Consider the following 22327-nt stretch of genomic DNA (forward strand, 5'->3'; position numbering starts at 1 on the left):
CTCCCCGATCGAGAGAACTGCAGCGCGCGAAGCTGCGCCTTAAGCGTCCTCGCCGCCGATCAGGCGGTTGAAGATCGCACGCACGTCGGACTGGGTCTCTTTCACCCGCGCCTGCAGCGACGAGAAGTCCGGCGCGTCGCCGGCACGCACCATCACCCGCAACAGATCATCGCCGGCGGTGTCCGGATTGAACTTCTCGCTGACGCAGAGCCGCAGGATCTGCGTCAGGTCCTGATACAGCCGCGCTGCCGGCCGCAGCACTTCGGCATCGGCCTGTGCCAGGAAACCGAGCCGGGTCGCATGATCGAGCGCGGTGAGCGTATTGACGTGCAGGATGTCGGGGGCCTCGGACGCATGCACGAGCTGCAGATACTGCGCGATGAAGTCGATATCGACCATGCCGCCGGCGGCATATTTCAGATCCCAGACGTCGTCCTCGCCCTTCTCCTGCGCGATCGCGCGGCGCATTTCGGCGACGTCGTTGGCGATGACTGCCGCGTCGCGCGGTCGCGTCAGCACCGCACGGATCACCTGCTCGATCCTGCTGCGAAACTCCGGCGCGGCCGAGATCACCCGCGCCCTGGTCAGAGCGAGATGCTCCCAGGTCCAGGCTTCCTGTTCCTGATAGGCGGCAAACGCATCGAGCCGCGACGCCACCGGGCCGGCGCGGCCCGACGGCCGCAGCCGCATGTCGACGTCGTACAGCACGCCGTAGTTAGTCCGCGTCGTGAACGCCGAGATCAGTCGCTGGGTAAACCGCGCGAAGTACTGCGCACCGTGCAGCGAGCGCTCGCCGTCGCTGTCGGGCTGATCGTCGTCGAAATCATAGATCAGGATCAGGTCGAGGTCGGACGACGCCGTCATCTCGCGGCTGCCGAGCTTGCCCATCGCCAGGATCGCAGTCTGCTGTCCTTTGACCCGTCCATAGGTCGAGGCGAACTGCTCGCTGACCAGGCCATGCACCGTGCCGACGATGCCTTCGGCGACGTCGGCGAATGCCACCGCCGCCTGCTGCGTCGGAACCGTCCCGGACAGAATCCGCGTTCCGATTAGGAACAGGCTCTCCTGCCCGAACAGCCGTAGCCGATCGAGAAACTCTTCGTACGACCCCGCATCCGCCAGCGTCACCGCCAGCCGCGCCGACAGTTCGGTCTGATCCGGCATCGCGCCGAAGAACCGCGGATCGATCAGGCCGTCGAGGATCTGCGGCTGCCGTGCCAGCATGTCGCCGAGCCGCGGCGCGGCGCCGAGCACCAGCGCCACCAGCGTCAAGAGTTCGCGGTTCTGGCTCAGTAGCGAAATCAACCGACCGCCGCGATGCAGCGCCTGCAGCAGGCGATCGAACGCATTGACGGCGTCGTCCGGCTGTTCGGCGCGCGCCAGCTCCTCGATCAGCGCCGGCACGAATTCGCGGAACGCGCGCTGCGTGGTCTCGACCTTGAGCACGCGGTAGCCGCCGGTCATCCACTGCTGCAGCGTGGTCGCGATCATCAGCGGCTTCTTGTAGCCGAGCGACAGCAGGTGATCGAGGAGCCGCGTGTCTTCGGGACCGGCGCCGTAATCGACCGGCGGCAGCTTGGCGGTGCCGGTCGGATCGCCCTCGAACAGCTTGGCGTAATGGCCCTGCACCCGTTCGAGATAGCCGAGCAGATCACGCGCAAACGAGTCCCGGCTGTCGTAGCCGAGGAAACGCGAAAACCGCTCGATCGCCTCGACGGTGTCGGGCAGCGCGTGGGTCTGCTCGTCGGCGATCATCTGCACGCGGTGCTCGACCTTGCGCAGGAACAGATACGCTTCGGTCAGCTCGTCGCGCGCCTGCCAGGTGATCCAGTTGCGCGCCGCCAGAATCTCCAGCGCCTCCAGCGTCGGCCGCACGCGTAGTTCGGGATGGCGGCCGCCGGCGATCAGTTGCTGGGTCTGGGCAAAGAACTCGATCTCGCGGATGCCGCCGCGGCCGACCTTGACGTTGTGGCCTTCGACCGCGATCTCGGTCTGGCCGCGATAGGTCTGCATCTGCCGCTTCATGTCGTGGACGTCGGACAGCGCGGCGAAGTCGAGATGCTTGCGCCAGACGAACGGCGCGATCTCCGACAGCAGCGCTTCGCCCGCCACGAGGTCGCCGGCGCAGGGCCGCGCCTTGATCATCGCGGCGCGTTCCCACGTGCGGCCTTCGCGTTCGTAGTAATTGAGCGCCGACACGGTCGAGAGCGCCACCGGCGTCGACGCCGGATCGGGCCGCAGCCGCAGGTCGACGCGGAACACGTAACCGTCACCACGGCGCTGCTGCAGAATCCGGCTGAGACCCTGCGTGACGCGGACGAAGAACGGCTGCGGTTCGATGTCGGGTGCGAGCGTCGGCGCATCGAGCTCGTAGAACACGATCAGGTCGATGTCGCTCGAATAGTTCAGTTCGCCGGCGCCCATCTTGCCCATCGCCAGCACGATGAGGCCGGAGCCCTGCTCCGGGCAATCGGGATTGGGCGGCACGATCCGGCCACGGCCGGCTTCCTGGCGCAGCAGGAAGCGCAGCGTCATCTGCACCGAGCGGCCGGCGAGATCGGTGAGCGCCTGCGTCACCTGCATCACCGGCCAGATCCCGCCGATGTCGCACAGCGCGATCAACAGTGCCGCCTCGGCCTTGAGCCGGCGCAGCGCCGCCATCACCTCGTCTTCGGCCGACGCTGCAGCGACGTACGTCTCGGCGTCTTCGAGGAGCTTGGCGAGCCTCTGTTCCGGTGCGCCGCGCAGCACCCGCAGCAGCCGCACCGGATCGGCCCGGATCAGATCGAACAGATAGGGCGAAGCCTCGGCGATCGACTGCAGCGCGATCTGCAGGTCCGGGAACGCGTTGCCGAGAGCGGCGATGGCATCGGCCTGTTCAGGCGCCAGATCGCCCAGCCAGCCAGCCCACCGCTCCGCCGCCAGTACGGGATCGTACAGGCGCGGTCCGGCACCGAAGCGCGCGGCCAAAGCGGTCTGGTCGAGGTCCGCGGTGATCGCGGAAAAAATCATGCCGGCGCCGGTTCGAGAGTTGTTGCGGAGGCCTGTCCTTCGCCCGTGCGGGCCGGAATTGCAAGCGTGGCGCGCAAACCCGGGTCCGCGTCGGCAAGTCGCAGTTCGCCGCCGTGCAGCCGCGCCACCGCCGAGGCGAGGCTGAGGCCGAGCCCGGAGCCCGGCAGCGTGCGGCTGGCCTCGAGCCGGACGAAGCGCTCGATCGCGTGCTTGCGGTCGCCTTCCGGAATGCCGATGCCGTGGTCGGTGACGCTGAGCAGCACCTGATCGCCATCGCGCCGCGCCTCGATCAGCACGGTGGCGGCGGCGGCCTCGGCGCTGCCATCCGCCGGCGGCTGCGGCTTGCCGTATTTGATCGCGTTCTCGACCAGATTGGCGAGCGCCTGGCTGATCAATTCCCGATTGCCGCGGACCGGCGCGGCCAGAGCCTCGACCTGCAGGCTGAGCTCGTTGTCTTCCGCCAGCGGCTCGTACAATTCGTGGATATCGCGTGCGATCTCGGCGGCGTCGAAATCGCTCATGTCCCCGCTGGCGTAACCGGCTTCGGCGCGCGCGATCATCAACAGCGCGTTGAAGGTGCGGATCAGGCCGTCGGACTCCTCAATCGTGCGCTCCAGCGCAACGCGATAGTCGGAGTCGCTGGAGGCCCGCGCCAGCGCCTCCTCGGCGCGGTTGCGCAGCCGCGTCAGCGGCGTCTTCAGATCGTGCGCGATGTTGTCGGAGACCTCCTTCATCCCCGACATCAGGGCTTCGATCCGCTCCAGCATCGCGTTGAGATTTTCCGCCAGACGGTCGAGTTCGTCGCCGCTGCGCCCGACCGGCAACCGGCCTGATAGATCGCCCGCCATGATCCGCTGCGTGGTGCCGGTCATCGCATCGATCCGCCGCAGCACGCGGCGCGCCGCGAACACGCCGCCGCCGAGGCCGAGCACGACGACGATCAGCACCGACCATTGCGCCGCCGAGCGCACCACCTTGTTCAGCCGCCGCCGCTCTTCGAGGTCGCGGCCGACCAGCAGGCGAAAGCCGCTCGACAGCTCGGTGACGCGCACCAGCGCGCGGTGATCGGAGCGTTCCTGATCGTCGAGCCGGCGATAGAACGTCTCGCTCCAGCCGAGCTTGCTCATCACGCCCGGTGCCAGCGCGCCGACATTGCCGGCGACCGCCTGCCCGGCCGGCGTGGTGACGAGATAGAGATTGGCGCCCGGCCGCAGCGCGCGGTTCTCCAGCGTGAACACCACGCCGCGCAGGCCGCGTCGGCCGTAGATGTCGTTGATCTCGGCGATCTCGGCATCGACCGTGGTGGTGATCTGATCGGTGATCAGCTTGCGCGTGGTCCAGGCGAAGTACGCCACCAGCGAGGCCGCGAACAGACCGAACAGAAACAGATAGACCAGCGTCAGCCGAAACGCGGTGGTTCGGATCAGTTTACCGAAAGCGGTCACGGATCACGTCCCGGCGGCGATGCTCTTGAAGGGTTTTCATGCCGGCAAATTAGACACTTCGGCCCTGAATCCAAAGTGACAAATCGTTCAAGTAGCGAACCGCTACGCCTGCAGCGCTCAAGGAGCCGGACATAGCAAAAACCGAGGCGCCGCCCTTGGACAGGCGACGCCTCGGTGTGAGTGATAGCTGGAATAGCACAGTCCGCCGCAGCAAGCGGCGAGTTGGGGCTATGAGGCGCGCACGGTGCGAAGGAAGCGGCTCACTTCGTCTTCGAGCCGGCCGCTTTCCTGCGACAGCGACTGCGCCGACGACAACAGTTGCGTCGACGACGAGCCGGTTTCGACCGCGCCGCGCTTGACGTCCAGGATGGTGGCGGAAACGCGCTCGGTGCCCTGCGCAGTCTGCTGAATGTTGCGCGAGATCTCCTGCGTCGCCGCGCCCTGCTCTTCCACCGCGGACGCGATGTGCGCGGAGATTTCCGACAGCTTCTCGATGGTGCCGCTGATCTCGCTGATCGCGCCGACCGACTCCTGCGTCGCCGACTGAATGCGGCTGATCTGCTGGCCGATCTCGCCGGTGGCCTTCGCGGTCTGCTCGGCCAGCGCCTTCACTTCGGCCGCGACGACCGAGAAGCCGCGACCGGCTTCACCGGCGCGGGCAGCCTCGATGGTGGCATTCAGCGCCAGCAAATTGGTCTGGCCCGCGATGGTGTTGATCAGTTCGACGACGTCGCCGATCCGGGTCGCGGCCTTCGACAGTTCGCTGACGCGCTCGGTGGTGTTGCGCGCCTGGCCGACAGCGTCACCGGCGATCCGCGCCGATTCCTGCACCTGCTGGCTGATCTCACGGATCGACGAGGACAACTGATCGGTCGCCGACGCGACCGACTGCACGTTGCAGGTCGCTTCTTCGGACGCGGCCGCGACATTGCTGGCGAGGTGCTGCGAAGTGTCGGCCGTGGTGGCGAGCTGGCGCGCCGAGCTTTCGAGATCGGCCGACGCGGTCGACACCGTCCTGACAATCTTGCCGATCGCGCTTTCGAAATCGCTGGCGAGCTGATGGATCGAGTCGCGCTTCTGGTTCTCCGCCTTCACCAGTTCGTCGATGTCGACCAGCGAGCCGCAGGCGCGCCGCGGCTTGCGGCTCTCATCGAGCACCACACCACCGGTGGCACGGAACCAGCGATAGCTGCCGTCCTTGACCTTGAGGCGATATTTGACGTCGTAACCAACGCCGGTCTGGCAGGTCTGGGTGAAGGCCGCGAAGGTCGGCGCGACATCGTCGGGATGCAAGCGGTCCGACCAGGACTGCACGACGTTCGGGAATTCGGCTTCGGAGCTGTAGCCGCACAGCCGGCGAAATTCGGACGACCAGGTCCACCGCGCCTTGGGATGCATCGCATCGCCTTCGTGCAGGATCGCGTCCCACAATCCGATGCCGCAATGAAGCGACAGGGTGTCGAGCCATTCGGCCTTCTGCAGCAGCTCCTGTTTCTTCTGGCGTCCCATCAACATGCGGCTTTTCACATCCCTGATTAGCAGTGAGTTTGCAGGACGTTCGCATGTGAAAGTTAAGAAACGATGGGTGCGCTGTATTTAGATACCCAGAAACACTACGGGGGTAGTGCTTTTGCAGCCAACCGCCACCACTGAGCAGCGCTACGCAGACGGCGTCAGACTGGGTGTCTGCGCGGCCGTCGAGCACCTGTTTGGTCTTGTCGGAGAGCCTCGCCGCCGGCGCGACGAGGCACTGAGCGAGGCTCAGCGCAGCCCGTCGCGGATCATGTAGCCGGCGCCGCGGATGGTGTGCAGCAGCGGGTGATCGAAGCCCTTGTCGATCTTGGCGCGCAGCCGGGAGATGTGGACGTCGATGACGTTGGTCTGCGGATCGAAGTGGTAGTCCCAGACGTTCTCCAGCAGCATGGTGCGGGTCACCACCTGGCCGGCGTGCTTCATCAGATATTCGAGCAGCCTGAATTCGCGCGGCTGCAGCGTCAGCTCCTCGCCGCCGCGGGTGACGCGATGCGACAGCCGGTCGAGTTCGAGATCGGCGACGCGGTAGCTGGTTTCTTCCGCCGGTCCGCCGTGACGGCGCGACAGCACCTCGACCCGCGCCAGCAGTTCGGCGAAGGCGTAGGGCTTCGGCAGATAGTCGTCGCCGCCGGCACGCAGGCCCTTGATGCGATCGTCGACCTGGCCGAGCGCGGACAGGATCAGCACCGGCGTGCGGTTGCCTTTGTCACGCAGGCTGCCGATCACCGACAGGCCGTCGCGCTTCGGCAGCATGCGATCGACCACCAGCACGTCGTAGTCGCCGCTCTCCGCCATCGCCAGGCCCTCTTCGCCGTCGCTGGCGAGATCGGCGATGTGGCCGACCTCGCGAAACGCCTTGACGAGATAGTCGGCGGATTCGCGGTCGTCCTCGATGATCAACAGACGCATATTGCTGTCGGATTTGTTCAAACTCTGCGGGCTCTGATGCAACATGACGCGGCTTCAGCCTCCTTGCAAGGCGGCTCGATCGGACCCCAAGGGGGGAACGGGCGATGGAGCTGGGGGACTCCACCGCCCGCCTAGACCTTCCGACGGAGGGGGGCTGAACTCCTTCCGGAAGGTGTAAAGGCGGGGACGAGCGGGGTTGCGACCCGTCCCCGGGACAGCGCCGTCGGCTGGGGGCGACGATTGCCGGCGACACTCTCCAATTTCTCAGCGCGGGCGATCAGCCCTTGGCGATCGGGATCGCGACGAAGCGCGAGGCGCCTCCGCTGCGGACCCGGACCAGCACGCTGTTCTTGTTCTCGGTCTTCGCGGTGGCGAGCACGTCGCGGACATCCGCCGGGCTCGACACGTTCTTGCCGGCGACCTCGAGGATCACGTCGCCTTCCTTGAACCCGCGATCGGCCGCGGCGCCCTTCGGGTCGACGTCGGTGACCACCACGCCGTCCTTGCCGGCACCGGCGACCGAGCTGGCCGGCGCCAGCGTCAGGCCGAGCTTGGGCAAATCGAGGCCCTGATTGGCGCCGCCGCGATCGCCGCGGTCGGTGTTGTTGCTGGCTTCGATCTTGTTCGGCAGTTCGCCGAGCGTCAGCGTCAGCTCACGCTCCTTGCCCTTGTGGAACACGGTGAGCTTCACCGAATGCCCCGGCGCGAACGCACCGATGGTGCGGGCGAGCTCGCGAGCGTCCTTCACCGAGGTGCCATCGACCGCGGTGATCACGTCGCCGGACTCGATGCCGGCTTTGGCGGCGGGGCCGTTCGACTGCGGCTCGGCGACCAGGGCGCCTTCCGCCTTCTTCAGGCCGAGGCTGTCGGCAATCTCCGGGGTCACCGGCTGCACCTGCACGCCGATCCAGCCACGGCTCACCGTGCCGCGATCCTTGAGCTGCTCGACCACCGCCTTGACGGTGTTGGCCGGGATCGAGAACGCGATGCCGATGCTGCCGCCCGACGGCGAGTAGATCGCGGTGTTGACGCCGACCACTTCGCCCGCGGTGTTGAATGCCGGGCCACCGGAGTTGCCCTTGTTCACCGGCGCGTCGATCTGGATGAAATCGTCATACGGACCGTTGCCGATGTCGCGGCCCATCGCAGAGACGATGCCGGCCGTGACGGTGCCGCCGAGGCCGAACGGATTGCCGACCGCCAGCACCCAGTCGCCGATCCGCGGCTTGCCTTCCGACAGCTTGGCGTACGGGAAGTTGGACGCGCCTTCGACCTTGATCAGTGCCAGGTCGGTGCGCGGATCGGTGCCGATCACCTTGGCCTTGTGTGTCTTGCCGTCGTCGGTGGTGACTTCGACCTTGTCGGCACCTTCGACCACATGATTGTTGGTCACCGCGTAGCCGTCGGCCGAGATGAAGAAACCCGAGCCCTGGCCGGTGATCATGCCGCCGCCGCGATGGCCGCGCAGGCCGGGGGGCATCTCACCGCCGAACCGGCGGAAGAAGCGCTCCATCGGCGAGCCGGGCGGCAGCGAGAAGTCCTCACGGTCTTCGTTCTTGGCCATTTTGTCGGCGATGTTGACCTTCACCGAGATCACCGACGGCTTCACCTTGTCGACGATGTCGGCGAAACCGACCGGCTGCTGCGACGGCTGAACGTTGGCGCCGACCTGCTGCGCATGCGCCGGCGTGGCGATCAGATCGAACGGACCATGGCCGAGCCCGACAGCGCCCGCGCCGAGACCGGCGACCACCGAGGCCATCAGCGCGAACTTGCGCGCCGACAGCAGCGACCTCGACAACGGCCGGTGCGAAGACTGCGTGGACAGGACGGGACGACGATCGTGCATTGCGTGAGGCTCCGAAGACCAGTTGAAACGGAAGGTGCCGACTGATCAGCACCGTTGCTTCGGAAGATGGGGGCTGGAGCCTTACGGCGGTCTGGCGAGGGAATTAAACTTTTGTAATTTTGGCGGTATTCGGCCGCCGCGGGGCGCGACGGATGGTCGCTTACCCGCCCTGCCCCGGCCCGCGGAATTGTCGCCGTTCGTACATTCGTGTCGGGAATCCGATCCGCCTTTGGTCGCAGCCGGCGACCGCCCAGGCGCTGCAACTAACTGAATTACTTAGTGATCACTGCTGGCCTGGTTCTTGCCAAGGCGCTGCCGGAGGGCGCCGGCAAGGCGTCGATCAACCCCTGACGACAGGAGAGTGCGACGTGGCGAACATTACCTTCTCATCCCCGGTCATGGCGAAGGACGTCACCGTATATGCGGTGGCGGGCGATCGCGGGACCATTCTGGCGGTTGCGAAATCGCACAACATTCCGATTCCATTCGATTGCCAGGACGGCGAATGCGGCTCCTGCCTGGTGCAGGTCGAGCACTTCAATCCGAAAGCGAAGTCGGCGGTGGCGCTGACCGAGAAGGAAAAGGAAGTGCTGCGCCAGCTCGGCAAGATCACCAAGGACGAGATCGCCAACGCCGAAGTCAACGACATCCCGCCGCGCTATCGCCTCGCCTGCCAGTGCTTCGTCCGCAACGAAGACATCCTGGTGCGGTTCGAGGGCGACAAGACCAAGCCGCAGCGCCTCGCGGTGACACCGGCCGCCGCGCACTACAAGGGCGGCATGGAGATCAACACGCCGCAGGAGTTCTTCAGCTACGCCGCCAAGGTCGAGGAAGACGCCGCGCTGCACTACGACAGCCTCGCCAAGGCGATGGCGGACGCCGGCAACGCGCCGGTGGCGAAGCTGTTCGCGCAGCTCGCCGACTTCTCGCGGCTGCATCTGGCCGAAGTGAAGTCGCGCGCCGGCAGCGTCGACCTCAGCAAGAACGTGCCGCCGGACTACGCCTGGCCCGACCACGCGACGCCGGAACGCGCCGCGGTGTGGGCCTCGGACACCACCCTCACCCGGCTCGGCGCGCTGAAGGCGGCGCTGCAGGGCGAGCGTCGCGGCTATGAGTTTTATCGCGCGGTCGAAGCCACCACCAAATCGCCCGAGGTCGCCGCGGCGGCCAAGGAATTCGTCAACGAAGAAGCCGAGCACGTCCGCATTCTCGAGGCCTGGATCACCCAGGAGGAATGGTCGCTCAAGCACGCCTCCAAGGCTGCGGAGAACGCCTGACGACAGCGACGGCCGTCGCCACTCCGGCGACGGCCGAACAAGGAGAGACGACGATGGAAACAGTCGAAGAGTTTCTGGCGCATTCGATCAAGCTCGAGCAGGAAGCCGCGCTGCGGTTCGGTCAGCTCGCCGACGCGATGGATAGTTGCGGCAACAAGGAAGTATCGAAGCTGTTCCGCCAGCTCGCGGACTACTCGCGGATGCATCAGGCCGACGCGCAGGCTCGCGCCGGCTTCCGCGACATCCCGCAGATGGAGCCCGGCGACTTCCAATGGCCTGGCCTCGAAAGCCCGGAAGCCGCCGCGATCTGGGGCACCGACCCGTTCATCGGCCGCGACCTCGCGCTGCAGATCGCGCTGGAAGCGGAAACCGGTGCGTTCGACTGGTACAAGAACGTGCTCGACACCACCGACAACCCCGAGATCAAGATGCTGGCCAAGGAGTTCGTCGCTGAGGAAAGCGGCCACGTCGCCGAACTGCACCGCTGGATCGCGCTGCACAAGGCCGGCAAGCCGCTGCCGATGGAAATTACACCGTTCTAAGCCGCGGCGGCTCCCCGCCCCGCCGACTGCCAGCCGATCGAACTGCGCGAGGCCGACGACGGCCTCGCCACTATTTGCTGCGATCTGATCGCAAGACACAGTGCAGCATTCGTGGCTAGCAGATCGCAATCGTCGGCATGCTCGCATCGATGATCCGCGACCGCGTTATCACCGCGTGCTGGAGCGATCGCTGGCCAATCCCGATCCTGCCACGATCTTCGATCTCTCGAACTACCACCGCCTGTCAGATCCGTTTCCACGACAGCGACGGTAACCAACGCAGCTTGAAAGCATTATCCGATCGTCTCTGCTCAAGATTACGAAGCACGTTACGTAGAACAGCGTATTCGCCCCTGACCGCTGCGGTTCCATAGACCTGACGTTCTAACGTTACATGGAGCCAAGTTATGGCAAGTACCGGAAGCGTAAGCGCGTGGGACGAAGCCCTGCTCGTCGCAATGATCCAATATCCCGTGCCGGTGGTCAGCGGGCCGGAGGATATCCAAACCCAGGTCAAGCAGATCTGCCGCGCGGTCGACACCACCAAAGCCGGCTACCCCGATCTCGATCTGATCGTGTTCCCCGAATATTCGACTCAAGGTCTCAACACCGCGATCTGGACCTATGACGAGATGCTGCTGACGGTGGATTCGCCGGAGATCGGCGCCTTCAAGGCGGCGTGCAAGCGCAACAAGGTCTGGGGCGTGTTCTCGCTGATGGAGCGTAACGACGATCCGTCGCTGCCGCCGTTCAACACCGCGATCATCATCAACGCCGACGGCGAACTGGCGCTGCATTATCGCAAGCTGCAGCCTTGGGTTCCGATCGAACCGTGGTCGCCGGGCAATTACGGCATGCCGGTGTGCGACGGCCCGAAGGGCGCCAAGCTGGCGGTGTGCATCTGCCACGACGGCATGTTCCCGGAGCTGGCGCGCGAGGCCGCCTACAAGGGCGCCAACGTCTACATCCGGATCTCCGGCTATTCGACCCAGGTCAACGATCAATGGATCTGGACCAACCGGACCAACGCCTGGCAGAACCTGATGTACACCATGTCGGTCAACCTGGCCGGCTACGACGGCGTGTTCTATTACTTCGGCGAAGGTACGGTGTGCAATTACGACGGCAACGTCATCCAGCAGGGCCACCGCAATCCCTGGGAGATCGTCACCGCCGAGCTGTTCCCCCGCCTGGTCGACAAGGCGCGCGAGAACTGGGCGCTGGAGAACAACATCTTCAACCTCGGCTGCCGCGCCTATGTCGGCAAGCCCGGCGGCGAGAAGGCGAACTACCTGACCTGGGTACGTGATCTCGCCGAGGGCAACTACAAGCTTCCCTGGGACGACAAGATCAAGGTCCGTGACGGCTGGAAGTATTATCCGGACGGCGTCAAGCTCGGTCCGATGCCGAAAGCGATCGCGGCGGAGTAGCTCCCACCGATCTCGTCATCTCAAGGGAGACCCGGCCGCCACGGCGACCGGGTCCTTGAGCGAGGGGGCTTGAATGCCGGACCGGCCTCCAACACTTCGCCACTCTGCTGCAAGGTTAGCGCGCTTGATCCGCGCCCTCGGCCAGCAGTTTGTCCAGCCGGGCCTGTTCGTCGGCGCTGAGCGGCTTCGGGGCGTCGGTGGTGCGAGCGGCGTCGCGGCTGCGGCGGCGGATGTGCAGCCACAGGCCGAGGCCGCCGGCGACCAGCACCAGCGGCGGCAGCAGCCAGAGCAGCAGCGTGTGGGTCTCGAACCGCGGCTTCAGCAGCACGAACTCACCGTAGCGCGACACCAGATAATCGATCACCTGCTTGTTGCTGTCGCCGGCCGCGATCCGCTCGCGCACCAAGAGCCGCAGATCCTTCGCGAGCGTCGCGTCGGAATCGTCGATCGACTGGTTCTGGCACACCATGCAGCGCAGCTCGCGCGACAGTTCGCGGGCGCGCGCTTCCTTCGCCGGATCGGCCATCACCTCGTCGGGCTGCACCGCATGGGCCAGCGGCGCCGCGACGACGGTCGCGCAAACGATCAACAGAGCGGCGAGCAGTTTCCGCATCGGTCTCTCCACCCTACTCGGCCGGCTGCAGCACGCGCGGCGCCTTGGCGGGCTTCGGCGCGCCGATCCGCAGGCGGCGATCGGACAACGACAGCAGGCCGCCGAGCGCCATCAGGATCGGGCCGAACCAGATCAGCAGCACCATCGGCTTGTGATAGATCCGCACCGTCACCGCGCCCTGCTCGTTGATGTCGCCGAGCGAGACGTAGAGCTGGCTGAAGCCGCGGGTCAGCAGCGCCGCCTCGGTGGTCGACGAGCCGCGGGTGATGAAGCTGCGCTTCGACGGCGCCATCCCGCCGATCAGCCGACCGTTTTCAGTGACCGTGAACTGCGTCAGCAATTCGCGGTAGTTCGGCCCTTGGCGCTGGTTGGCGCCTTCGAACTTGAACTCGTAGCCGGCGAGCTTGGTGCTGTCGCCCGGCTTCATCGCCGCGATGTATTCGCTGTTCCAGGTGGTCTCGCAGACGATGCCGATCAGCGTCACGCCGAGCGCCGCATGCGCGAACATCGTGCCCCAGGCCGAGCGCGGCAGGCCGGAGGCGCGGCGCAGCGAGATCGACAGCGGACCGCGGAACAGCGCGATGCGCTCGGCGATATCGACCAGCGCGCCGACGATCACGAACACGGCGAGCCCGATCGCCAGCGGCGCCAGCACCGCGCCGCCATGGACCCAGGCGTACACGAAGGCGACCGCCAGCAGCGCCACCACGCCGGCGGCGATCAGCCGCTGCGCGGCGCCGATCAGATCGCCGCGCTTCCAGGCCAGCAGCGGCCCGAACGGCACCGCCACCAGCAGCGGCACCATCAGCGGGCCGAAGGTGAGATTGAAGAACGGCGCGCCGACCGAGATCTTGTCGCCGGTCAGCACTTCCAGCGCCAGCGGATACAGCGTGCCGACGAACACCGTGGCGCAGGCGGTGGTGAGGAACAGATTGTTCAGCACCAGCGAGCCTTCGCGCGAGATCGGCGCGAACAGCCCGCCCTGCTTCAGCGACGACGCGCGCCAGGCGAACAGCGTCAGGCTGCCGCCGATGAACACGCACAGGATGATCAGGATGAATACGCCGCGCGACGGATCGGTGGCGAAGGCGTGCACCGAGGTGAGCACGCCGGAGCGGACCAGGAAGGTGCCGAGCAGCGACAGCGAGAAGGTCAGGATCGACAGCAGGATGGTCCAGACCTTCAGCGCGTTGCGCTTCTCCATCACCAGCGCCGAATGCAGCAGCGCGGTGCCGGCGAGCCACGGCATCAGCGAAGCGTTCTCGACCGGGTCCCAGAACCACCAGCCGCCCCAGCCGAGTTCGTAGTAGGCCCAATACGAGCCCATCGCGATGCCGAGGGTCAGGAAGATCCAGGCGATCAGCGTCCACGGCCGCACCCAGCGCGCCCAGGCGGCGTCGAGCCGGCCTTCCATCAGCGCGGCGGCGGCGAATGAGAACGAGATCGAGAACCCGACATAGCCGAGGTACAGCATCGGCGGATGCACCGCGAGGCCGATATCCTGCAGCACCGGATTGAGATCGCGGCCTTCGGCCGGCGCATTGGCCATCCGCGCGAACGGGTTCGAAGTGATCAGGATGAACAGATAGAACGCGGTCGCCACCCAGCCCTGCACCGCCAGCACGTGGGCGCGCAGCGACAGCGGCAGGTTGTTGCCGAACGCCGCGACCAGGCCGCCGAACAGCGCCAGGATCGCCACCCACAGCAGCATCGAGCCTTCGTGGTTCCCCCACACGCCGGTGATCTTGTAGAGCAGCGGCTTCATCGAGTGGGAGTTCTCGTAGACGTTTACCACCGAGAAGTCGGAGGTGACGTGCAGCCACACCAGCGCGGTGAACGACAGGCCGGCGAACAACAGCTGCACCAGCGCGGTCGAGCGCGCCACGTTCATCAGCGCGCCGTCATTGAGCCGGGCGCCGAGCAGCGGAACGGTGGACTGAATCAGCGCCAGAGCCAGCGCCAGAACCAGTGCGTAGTGCCCGGCCTCGGCGATCATTTGCCGCCCTCCGCCGCATTCGCCGAGGTCTGGCCGGCGGTCGCCTCACCGGGCGACTTCTTGCCGTAGTCGTCCTTCCAGTGGCCGTCCTTCTTCAAGGCGTCGGCGACTTCCTTCGGCATGTACTTCTCGTCGTGCTTGGCGAGCACGGTGTCGGCTTCGAACACCCCGGCCTTGTCGAGCGAGCCTTCGGCGATCACGCCCTGCCCTTCGCGGAACAGATCCGGCAGGATGCCCTTGTAGGCGACCGGCAGGGTGGCACTGCCGTCGGTGACCTTGAACGACACCCTCAGTTGCTCGCCACGCTGCAGCGAGCCGGGCTCGACCACACCGCCGAGCCGGAACCGGCGGCCGGCCTCGATGTGCTGTTCGGCCACCATCTTCGGCGTCGAGAAGAACACGATCGAGTCGCGCAGCGCGTTGAGCACCAGGCCCACTGCAATCACGAGCACCACGCCCGCGCCCCCGATCATCAACAACCGCCGCTGTTTACGCGTCATGGTTCGTTCGCCTCGGCGTCCTCTACCGGATGTTCACAAGCGACGCTTCGCGGCGTCGCTCGAAGTGTTTGTCTGACGAAGATGTCGAAAACACATCGTTCGTGCTGCAATCGTCAGCCGTCGAGCCCGAGGCCCTTAAGGCCGTCGTTGAGCTGCTTCAGCCGGTCGGGCTTGTCGGCGACCGCCTGGCGCGCTTCGGTCTGCGCGCTCTTGGCCTTGTCGGTGTCGCCAAGCACCATATAGGCGCGCACCAGCCGCAGCCAGCCATCGACATCGTCGCCGTTCTGCTTGAGCCGCGCTGCGAGCTTCGCAACCATGCCCTGGATCATCGCGGCACGTTCGGCTTCGCTCATGTTCTGCACGGCAGCGGCCGCGCCTTCCGGCAATGCCGGCTGCTTGGCGGTGCCGTCGACGCGGGCGAGCTCGGTCTGCAGCATCGGCCGCCACGGCGCGTCTGCCGGACCCTTCTCCAGCATCGCGCGCCAGATCGTCGCGGCGTCCTTCGGGCGGCCATCCTGCTCGGCCGCAAGGCCGAGGAAGTAGCGCGCCTTGGCTTCATCCGGATTGAGCGCGACCGCACGCTCGAACTCGGTCTTGGCATCGGCAGTGACGACGCCGCCCGCCGCCGAGGTCAGCACCTCGCCGAGATCGGCGCGGCGGTCGGCGGTCTCGCCGGCGTAAGTAATCGAATTGCGATAGGCGCGCGCCGCATCGTCGAACCGGCCGGTCTTGGCCAGCACCGGCGCCAGCACGGTCCAGCCGCGGCCATCGGTCGGGTTCTTTTCCAGATGCGCCTCGACCTGCGCCACCAGATTGTCGAGCGGCTGCGAACTCGGCGGCGCCTTGGCCCGCGCGGCCAGCGGTTCGTCCGGCAGCATCGGCGAGCCGAGCGGCAAATACACAGCGATCGCGAGCACCGGCAGTCCGATCAGCGCCACCACCGCGACCATGCGGCGCAGGCCGCGGCGGGTGGTGGTCGGCGTCGAGCGTTCGGCCTCGGCGCTGGCAAGCAGCCGGCGTCCGATCTCGACCTTGGCGGCGGAGGCTTCGGACGGGCCGATCAACCCGATCGCGGCATCGCGGTCGACTTCGGCGAGCTGGTCCTTGTAGACCGCCGCCTCGCTGCCATCGCGCTGCGCCTTGACGCTACGCCCGAGCGGCCACAGCACGGCGAACACCGCCACGGCCGTCATCATCGCGAACACAAACCAAAGCGCCATTCGAGCGAGGTTCCGGGTGAAGACTATGGAGCCGCGGCACCGGCCCGGCAGGTCGAAAATCCGGGCGGGTTACACCATGGTCGGACGATAGCCGCAATTGACATTTGCGGCACCGGATAAGGCGCCGCAGGGGACGAAACTTGATTTGAATCAAAGGGGAGTTCAGCCCGCCCGCGCCGCCGGCTTGCGTTCCACCACAACCATGGCGTTTTCGACCGCGCGACTCATCAGCGAGGCATAGTCGTGGCTGAACAGCAATTCGCAGAACCGGACCGCGGCCTGCGCCTGCTGATGCCGGAACGGCTTCACCCGCGCATCGGAGCCGCGCAGCGACTGCACCAGCGCATCGGTGGATTTTTCGACATATTGCTGCAGCTCGGAATAGGTCCGCTGCGTCACTTCATTGATCGCCAGCTCGCTGGCATAGGTGCGGCACACCGCGACGAAATCGATCAGCGCGGCAGTCTCGTCGACCTCGAGCTGGTCGAGTCTGGCACCGCTGGCGATGTCCTTGTCGGGACGCTGGCGCAGCAGCCGGCGCACCCTGCCCGGCACGCTTTCGATCTCCGACTTCACCGCATTGGAGATGTCGACGCGGATGGCGGCGAGCTGCTTGCCCCACGACGAGTCGCTGCGGATGTCGAGCTCGGTGCGCAGGCCGCGAATGCCGTCGTGAATCACTTTGAGATTCTCGGCGACGTTGCCGTAGTGGCCGCGGCGGATTTCCTCGCGCAGATCGGCGGTGAGCCGCGCCAGATCCTGGATCGCCATGGTGACCGCGACGCCGTAAGGCGTGGCGGCGACCTTGATCTCGTCGTCCGAGCCCGCGACCTTGATGGCCATCCGGACGATCTGCCACGGCTGGTTGAGGTGGTTGAGGATCAGCGTCAGCGCGAACGGCAGCAGGATCGGGGTCTGCAGCGCCGGCACGTTGAGCGCCGCGATCATCGAATTGACCTGGCTCTCGCCGAACACCCGCAGGTTGCTGGAGAGCTTGCCATTGAAGGTGTCGATGGCGTCGCGGTTCTTCAGCACCGCACCGATCGGCGCCAGATCTTCGACCGCCGACGGCGGACCGACGCGTGACATCGTGCGCTGGCGGTCGACGCCCGGCTCGGGGTTGATCAGCTTGTCGATCGCAGCGGCGGCGGCCTGCTGCAGCTTGCGGACCAGCTGCTCGACCTGCGATGCCGGCGCGCCGCGCAGGCCGATCAGCCCGGCTTCGAATTCGCGGATCTGATCCGGAATGCCCTCGCGCTCCAGCCACTGCCAGACCGAGGTCAGCGACGAGCGCCGGAGCTGTCCGGGCCGCGGCGATTCCTTCGGATCGATCAGGAACGGTTCCAGCACCCGGAACATCAGCCGGGCCGGATCTTCTGAGCGGGGCTTGTTGTCGTCCTCGGAGCCGCGAACGATCTTGCGCAACTCCTCCAGCACGAAGCTGGCGACCGCGACATCCTCGCCCCGTTCGAGCGCACGCTCGAATTCCCGCATCAGCAGCGCTTGGGACTGCGGCGGGAGCTGGGAGAGATAATCTCTCAGCCGTTCGGTGGGTGTCTGGCTCATGCGCCCAATGGTTTGCAGGCTGTCCGCACGCGTGGACTTGCGCACCGCTCGCATGGTGCCCGTCACGCCACGGCGCTACCCCCAGAGATAGCCACGGCGATGTTAAGAAGGGGTTGAGGTGACTGCTACAGCAGCAGAACCGAACATCTGCACCAGAATCTGCAAAGCCAGCTAATACGGTTCTACGTCAAGAAATGGTCCGACCGAGCTGCTTAAGCTCCTCGCGACGCCGAAGCTTCTTCCTGAATCTCTCGATCTGATCGTCGTTAAGGCAACCAGTTATGATCTGGCTGTTATGGGGTGGCGGGGCAAAAAACTCCTCCGCCCAAGGCAATCTTTGGAGAACGTCAAGATCGAAGCGGGTCGCCATGGTCAAGCCGAGGCGGTCGAGCTGCTCGGAATTCTGGATAACTAGATCGACGCCATCCCTATAACCCAGTTTAAGCCTTTTGGTGCCGTACGACACAACAACCGCAGATCGCGACGACTCGGTGTCGCGCATAACAGCGCGTACAATGGTCGGCCTAAGTTTGTTGCCCGGCACCCCAGAGTCATCCAACGGGAAGCGACACCAAACGATGTCGTATCGACGCGGTAAAGTTGAGGGATCGAAATAATGCAACTCCATAAGGAGCTGCAGATATCACGACTCCTGCTCGACCGTCACCCAATTTCCCGTTTCGAACTCTTTTCCAACCAGATCTTCGATCTTCCGAACCTGATCTTCGGTCACATCCTCGGAGTAGTCCACGACGTATTCGCTGCCGTTACCATTGCGCGTACGGAACACCGTGCGCTCCGACTTACTTCGCAATGCGGACATTTCAGGCTCCTTCGAGGCGTGGCAAACTTCGCCTCTTCTTCACTGCAGACTATACAGTCTACGCAGGACTCCAACGCGGAATCAGAGTGGCCAGTTCCATTTCAAGCCAAAGTGCTTTAGTTGCAACACCGCAACTATGCAACTTTCATCGGCGACGAGCCAGTCCTCATTTTGCACCTTTGCAGATAGACACTAACAAGGACTTGACCAGTGTCAAATGCGCAGTGCAGACGCCTCGCAATTTCATAAAGACTGATTGAATTGTCTAACGAAAATGCGCAGGGGCTAGCTTTGGGCGGTCCAGGGCGCGCCGTCATTGGCGCGGCAGGCGGTGCCGCGGGAGATCTCGATCTGCTGGCCGATCGTCACCGCGTGCGAATAGCCGCGGCAGGTCGAGCCCTGCTTCATATAGACCGGCCCCGGCACGATGTTGCCGTAGCGGCCCGAGGACGCGTTCTTCCACGCCACCGGCGCACCGGATTCGCCGCGATCGAGCGCCTCCAGCTCGGCCGCATAGGCCAGCCGGCGGTCTTCGGCATTGAGCAGCGCGCCGATCTTCGGCCCGATCAGGCCGCCCATCGCGGCGGCATCGACCGCGGCGCTGCCGTCATTGCGGCCGAAATCCGAAGTCGCGGTGCTGGTGAAGGAATCCACCCGGGCCACCAGCCCGGACGTGCGATCGCACCCGGCCAGCGCCAGCGCGCCGGCGAGCAGCAATAGCGGCTTCACCCCCCAAGACGTCATGGTCATCCCCAACGGCTCCCCGAAGGCCAACAGCCTACATCCATAACCGTTAAGGAAAACAAGATGCAAATTCTGGCGCCCCTGTGGCAATCGCGGGGCTCGTTATGCCGCAGGCAGGGTCAGCTCGGCGCGCAGGCCGCCGATCGGGGCGTTGTCGAGCTTCAGCTCGCCGCCGTAAAGCGCTGCAAGATCAACGACAATTGCCAATCCAAGGCCGGAGCCGGGCTTGCTCTCGTCGAGCCGTTTGCCGCGGCGGGCGACCAGCGCGCGCTGCTCAGCCGATAGCCCGATACCGTCGTCGTCGACGACGATCCGCAGTTTGGGCGGACCGCCGGGCTCGTCGCTCTTCTCGCCGATGACCGCGATGAACACCCGTCCCGCCGCCCATTTGCAGGCGTTATCGACCAGATTGCCGACCATCTCCTCGAGGTCCTGGCGCTCGCCGCGGAACTTGAGGCCGGGCGCAACCTCGGCGCGGACCTGGATGGCACGGTCGCGGTGGATCTTCTCCATGGTCCGGCGCAGCGCCTCGATCACCGGCTCGACCTCGGTGATGGTGCCGACCACAGTGAGCCGGGCCGCGATCCGGGCCCGCTCCAGGTGGTGGGTCACCTGGCTGCGCATCAGCTCGGCCTGCTCCATCACCTTCGCGGCCAGCGGGTCGCCGGGCCGGGCGCCCGCCTCGTTGACCAGCACCGACAGCGGCGTCTTGATCGCGTGCGCCAGGTTGCCGACGTGAGTGCGGGCGCGCTCGACGATCTCGCGATTGGCCTCGATCAGCGCATTGGTCTCACGCGCCAGCGTCGCGATCTCGACCGGGAACTGGCCCTCCAGCCGCTCGGCACGGCCGGACCGGACGTCGGCGATCGACTCCGAGATCCGCTTCAGCGGCGCGAGGCCGAACCGGACCTGGAAGATCGTGGTCAGCACCAGGCCGATCGACAGCGCCACGAAGGTGCCGGCGAGGTAGTAATCGAAGGTCCGGGTCTCTTCGAAGATCTCCGTGGCGTCGCCCGCAACGGTGACGACGAACTTGCCGTCGAGACCGAGATCGACCGGCCGCTCGACCATGCGCAGGGTCTGGCCTTCCGGGCCGTCGACATAGCCGTGCCGTACGCCGGACGGGCCAAGCTCGATGCCCTGATCTTCCAGCCGGGGCAGCTTGCGGTCCCACAACGACCGCGAGGCGCGGGTTTCCGGCTTCTCGCCGTCGGTGCGGACCACCTGCCAGTACCAGCCGGACAGCGGCAGATCGAACAGCGGCTCGCCGATCGACTGGAACGCCTCCTGGGTGGTGTCGGGGGTGGCGACCTCGGCGATGATGGTGCGCAGATAAAGGTTGAGCCGGCGGTCGAACGCGCGCTCCGAGGCGCCGCGATACACCGACGACAGCGCGATGCCGGTGATCGCCAGGATCACCACCACCCACGCGGTCGCCGACAGGAACAGCCGGGTGGCGAGCGAACTGCCGCGGCGGGAGGGTTTGGCGGTCACCGCGTCGCCGGCGCGCTAATGCGCGTCCGCGGCCGGCGGCGACAGCAGATAGCCGAGCCCGCGCACGGTCTGGATGATGTCGACGCCGAGCTTCTTGCGGATGCGGCCGACGAACACTTCGATGGTGTTGCTGTCGCGGTCGAAATCCTGATCGTACAGATGCTCGACCAGTTCGGTGCGCGACACCACCCGGCCGGAGTGGTGCATCAGATAGGCCAGCAGCCGATATTCGTGGCTGGTCAGCTTCACCGGATTGCCGCTGACGCTGACCCGGCCGGTGCGGGTGTCGAGCACCACCGGGCCGCAGGTCAGTTCGGATTGGGCATGGCCGGCGCTCCGCCGCAGCAGCGCGCGGATCCGCGCCAGCACCTCCTCGAGGTGGAACGGCTTGGCGACGTAATCGTCGGCGCCGGCGTCGAAGCCCTGCACCTTGTCGCTCCAGCGGTCGCGCGCAGTGAGGATCAGCACCGGCATCGCGCGGCTGTTGCGCCGCCACGCTTCCAGCACCGAAATGCCATCCATCTTCGGCAGGCCGATATCCAGCACGACGGCGTCGTACGGCTCGGTGTCGCCGAGGAAATGCCCCTCCTCGCCATCGAAGGCGCGGTCGACCACGTAACCGGCATCGGTCAGCGCGGTGGTGAGCTGGCGGTTGAGATCGGGGTCATCTTCGACGACGAGCAGACGCACCTTCAACTCCGGTCGTTTGATGCACTGGCAGGCGAAGCGCTGACAGCATGACGGATGTGAAGATGAGCGGCGGCGGGGTGAATGCGCGGTGAACGACGGCGCGGCGCCGGATTACTTTTTCTTCACGACCGCTTTGACCAGCCTGTCGATCATACCCGGGCTGTCCTGCCCGGTCGCGGCACAGACCTTTTCGCGGGTCCGACCGCTGACATAGACGCCTAGCACGCCGAATCGGAAACCCCAATAGGCGACCAGCAGCGCGGTGGCGCCGATCAGCGCGTTGATGGTGGCGACGTCGCCGGTCCAGAATTCGTGCACCAGCACCGCCCACAGCGCGGCGCATTCGGCGGTCAGCTCGAAGGCGTACACCGGCCGCCACCAGCGCTGCACCGGGTCGCTGGCGGCGAGCTCGGCCCGGATCGTCGCCTGGGTTTCGGCGATCGCGGTGCGCTGGGCTTCCGCCTCGGCGCGGACCGCCTCGCACCACCGTGCCTCGGCCTCCGCGATCCGCTCCGGCGCGGCCGCGGGCAGCGACGCCTGCACCACCTCCGGGGTCGGCACCGACGCGCCGAGCGCATCGGACAGGATCTTCCCCGCCGCGCCGCCGAGCGGTCCGCCGAGTGCGGTGCCCAACATCGGCGCGCCGAGCGCAATCACCTGTTTGGCGAGATCGGCCCAATCCAT

19 protein-coding genes are annotated in these 22327 nt (G+C 66.0%); 3 read left to right on the forward strand and 16 right to left on the reverse strand.

Features of this window, described 5'->3' with window-relative positions; translation table 11 throughout:
* Window positions 1–39: 39 nt before the first annotated feature.
* The 5 genes from DY467_RS06375 to DY467_RS06395 all read right to left on the reverse strand — a co-directional run bounded on the left by DY467_RS06375 (window position 40) and on the right by DY467_RS06395 (window position 8748).
* Window positions 40–3012 carry a bifunctional [glutamine synthetase] adenylyltransferase/[glutamine synthetase]-adenylyl-L-tyrosine phosphorylase gene (locus DY467_RS06375; protein WP_164634665.1) on the reverse strand — a complete coding sequence of 991 codons (2973 nt, stop codon included), beginning with the start codon at window positions 3010–3012 and terminating at the stop codon, window positions 40–42.
* Window positions 3009–4457, reverse strand: coding sequence for a sensor histidine kinase (locus DY467_RS06380; RefSeq protein ID WP_164634667.1), 1449 nt, complete (start codon window positions 4455–4457; stop codon window positions 3009–3011). The genes DY467_RS06375 and DY467_RS06380 overlap by 4 nt, the downstream gene beginning before the upstream one ends.
* A 228-nt stretch (window positions 4458–4685) precedes the next feature.
* Window positions 4686–5972, reverse strand: a complete 1287-nt coding sequence (locus DY467_RS26460) for a methyl-accepting chemotaxis protein (RefSeq protein ID WP_164634669.1) — start codon at window positions 5970–5972, stop codon at window positions 4686–4688.
* A gap of 246 nt (window positions 5973–6218) precedes the next feature.
* Window positions 6219–6899, reverse strand: a complete 681-nt coding sequence (locus DY467_RS06390; protein WP_107346534.1) for a response regulator transcription factor — start codon at window positions 6897–6899, stop codon at window positions 6219–6221.
* Between the two features lie 277 nt (window positions 6900–7176).
* Entirely contained in the window at window positions 7177–8748 is a 1572-nt protein-coding gene (locus DY467_RS06395; RefSeq protein ID WP_164634671.1) for a Do family serine endopeptidase, read from the reverse strand.
* A gap of 368 nt (window positions 8749–9116) precedes the next feature.
* Between DY467_RS06395 and DY467_RS06400 the strand changes: the two genes are divergently transcribed.
* The 3 genes from DY467_RS06400 (at window position 9117) to DY467_RS06410 (ending at window position 11997) form a co-directional block, all read left to right on the forward strand.
* A complete protein-coding gene (locus tag DY467_RS06400) occupies window positions 9117–10025 on the forward strand; it encodes a ferritin family protein (RefSeq protein WP_107355122.1) in 909 nt (302 codons plus the stop codon).
* Window positions 10026–10078: 53 nt separating this feature from the next.
* Complete coding sequence (locus tag DY467_RS06405) at window positions 10079–10567, forward strand: ferritin-like domain-containing protein (RefSeq protein ID WP_107355121.1); 489 nt, start codon at window positions 10079–10081, stop codon at window positions 10565–10567.
* A 407-nt stretch (window positions 10568–10974) separates the two neighbouring features.
* A complete protein-coding gene (locus DY467_RS06410; RefSeq protein WP_164634673.1) occupies window positions 10975–11997 on the forward strand; it encodes a formamidase in 1023 nt (340 codons plus the stop codon).
* A 115-nt stretch (window positions 11998–12112) separates the two neighbouring features.
* Here DY467_RS06410 and DY467_RS06415 read toward each other — a convergent pair whose 3' ends face one another.
* The 11 genes from DY467_RS06415 to DY467_RS06465 all read right to left on the reverse strand — a co-directional run bounded on the left by DY467_RS06415 (window position 12113) and on the right by DY467_RS06465 (window position 22327).
* The gene (locus DY467_RS06415) at window positions 12113–12610 is read right to left on the reverse strand and encodes a cytochrome c-type biogenesis protein (protein WP_164634675.1); all 498 of its coding nucleotides are present in this window, start codon (window positions 12608–12610) and stop codon (window positions 12113–12115) included.
* Between the two features lie 13 nt (window positions 12611–12623).
* Window positions 12624–14606, reverse strand: coding sequence for a heme lyase CcmF/NrfE family subunit (locus DY467_RS06420; protein WP_164634678.1), 1983 nt, complete (start codon window positions 14604–14606; stop codon window positions 12624–12626).
* Window positions 14603–15106: a cytochrome c maturation protein CcmE gene (gene ccmE / locus DY467_RS06425; protein WP_164571753.1), complete on the reverse strand. Its 504-nt coding sequence runs from the start codon at window positions 15104–15106 to the stop codon at window positions 14603–14605. The genes DY467_RS06420 and ccmE overlap by 4 nt, the downstream gene beginning before the upstream one ends.
* Before the next feature lie 113 nt (window positions 15107–15219).
* Window positions 15220–16326 (reverse strand): c-type cytochrome biogenesis protein CcmI, encoded by a 1107-nt coding sequence (gene ccmI, locus DY467_RS06430; RefSeq protein WP_164571752.1) that lies wholly within the window; start codon window positions 16324–16326, stop codon window positions 15220–15222.
* A gap of 162 nt (window positions 16327–16488) precedes the next feature.
* Window positions 16489–17892 (reverse strand): hypothetical protein, encoded by a 1404-nt coding sequence (locus tag DY467_RS06435; protein WP_107346533.1) that lies wholly within the window; start codon window positions 17890–17892, stop codon window positions 16489–16491.
* 187 nt (window positions 17893–18079) lie between these two features.
* Window positions 18080–18520 carry a hypothetical protein gene (locus DY467_RS06440; protein WP_164634681.1) on the reverse strand — a complete coding sequence of 147 codons (441 nt, stop codon included), beginning with the start codon at window positions 18518–18520 and terminating at the stop codon, window positions 18080–18082.
* A gap of 15 nt (window positions 18521–18535) precedes the next feature.
* The gene (locus tag DY467_RS06445; protein WP_164634683.1) at window positions 18536–18715 is read right to left on the reverse strand and encodes a hypothetical protein; all 180 of its coding nucleotides are present in this window, start codon (window positions 18713–18715) and stop codon (window positions 18536–18538) included.
* Window positions 18716–19000: 285 nt separating this feature from the next.
* Window positions 19001–19465: an RT0821/Lpp0805 family surface protein gene (locus DY467_RS06450; protein ID WP_107343885.1), complete on the reverse strand. Its 465-nt coding sequence runs from the start codon at window positions 19463–19465 to the stop codon at window positions 19001–19003.
* A gap of 96 nt (window positions 19466–19561) precedes the next feature.
* On the reverse strand, window positions 19562–20953 hold the full coding sequence (locus DY467_RS06455; RefSeq protein ID WP_164634685.1) for an ATP-binding protein: 1392 nt from the start codon (window positions 20951–20953) through the stop codon (window positions 19562–19564).
* Window positions 20954–20968: 15 nt separating this feature from the next.
* Window positions 20969–21643: a response regulator transcription factor gene (locus tag DY467_RS06460; protein WP_011157420.1), complete on the reverse strand. Its 675-nt coding sequence runs from the start codon at window positions 21641–21643 to the stop codon at window positions 20969–20971.
* A 111-nt stretch (window positions 21644–21754) separates the two neighbouring features.
* Entirely contained in the window at window positions 21755–22327 is a 573-nt protein-coding gene (locus DY467_RS06465; RefSeq protein ID WP_164634687.1) for a 3TM-type holin, read from the reverse strand.

The sequence above is a fragment of the Rhodopseudomonas sp. BR0G17 genome (assembly GCF_010907025.1).
Lineage (GTDB): Bacteria > Pseudomonadota > Alphaproteobacteria > Rhizobiales > Xanthobacteraceae > Rhodopseudomonas > Rhodopseudomonas palustris_H.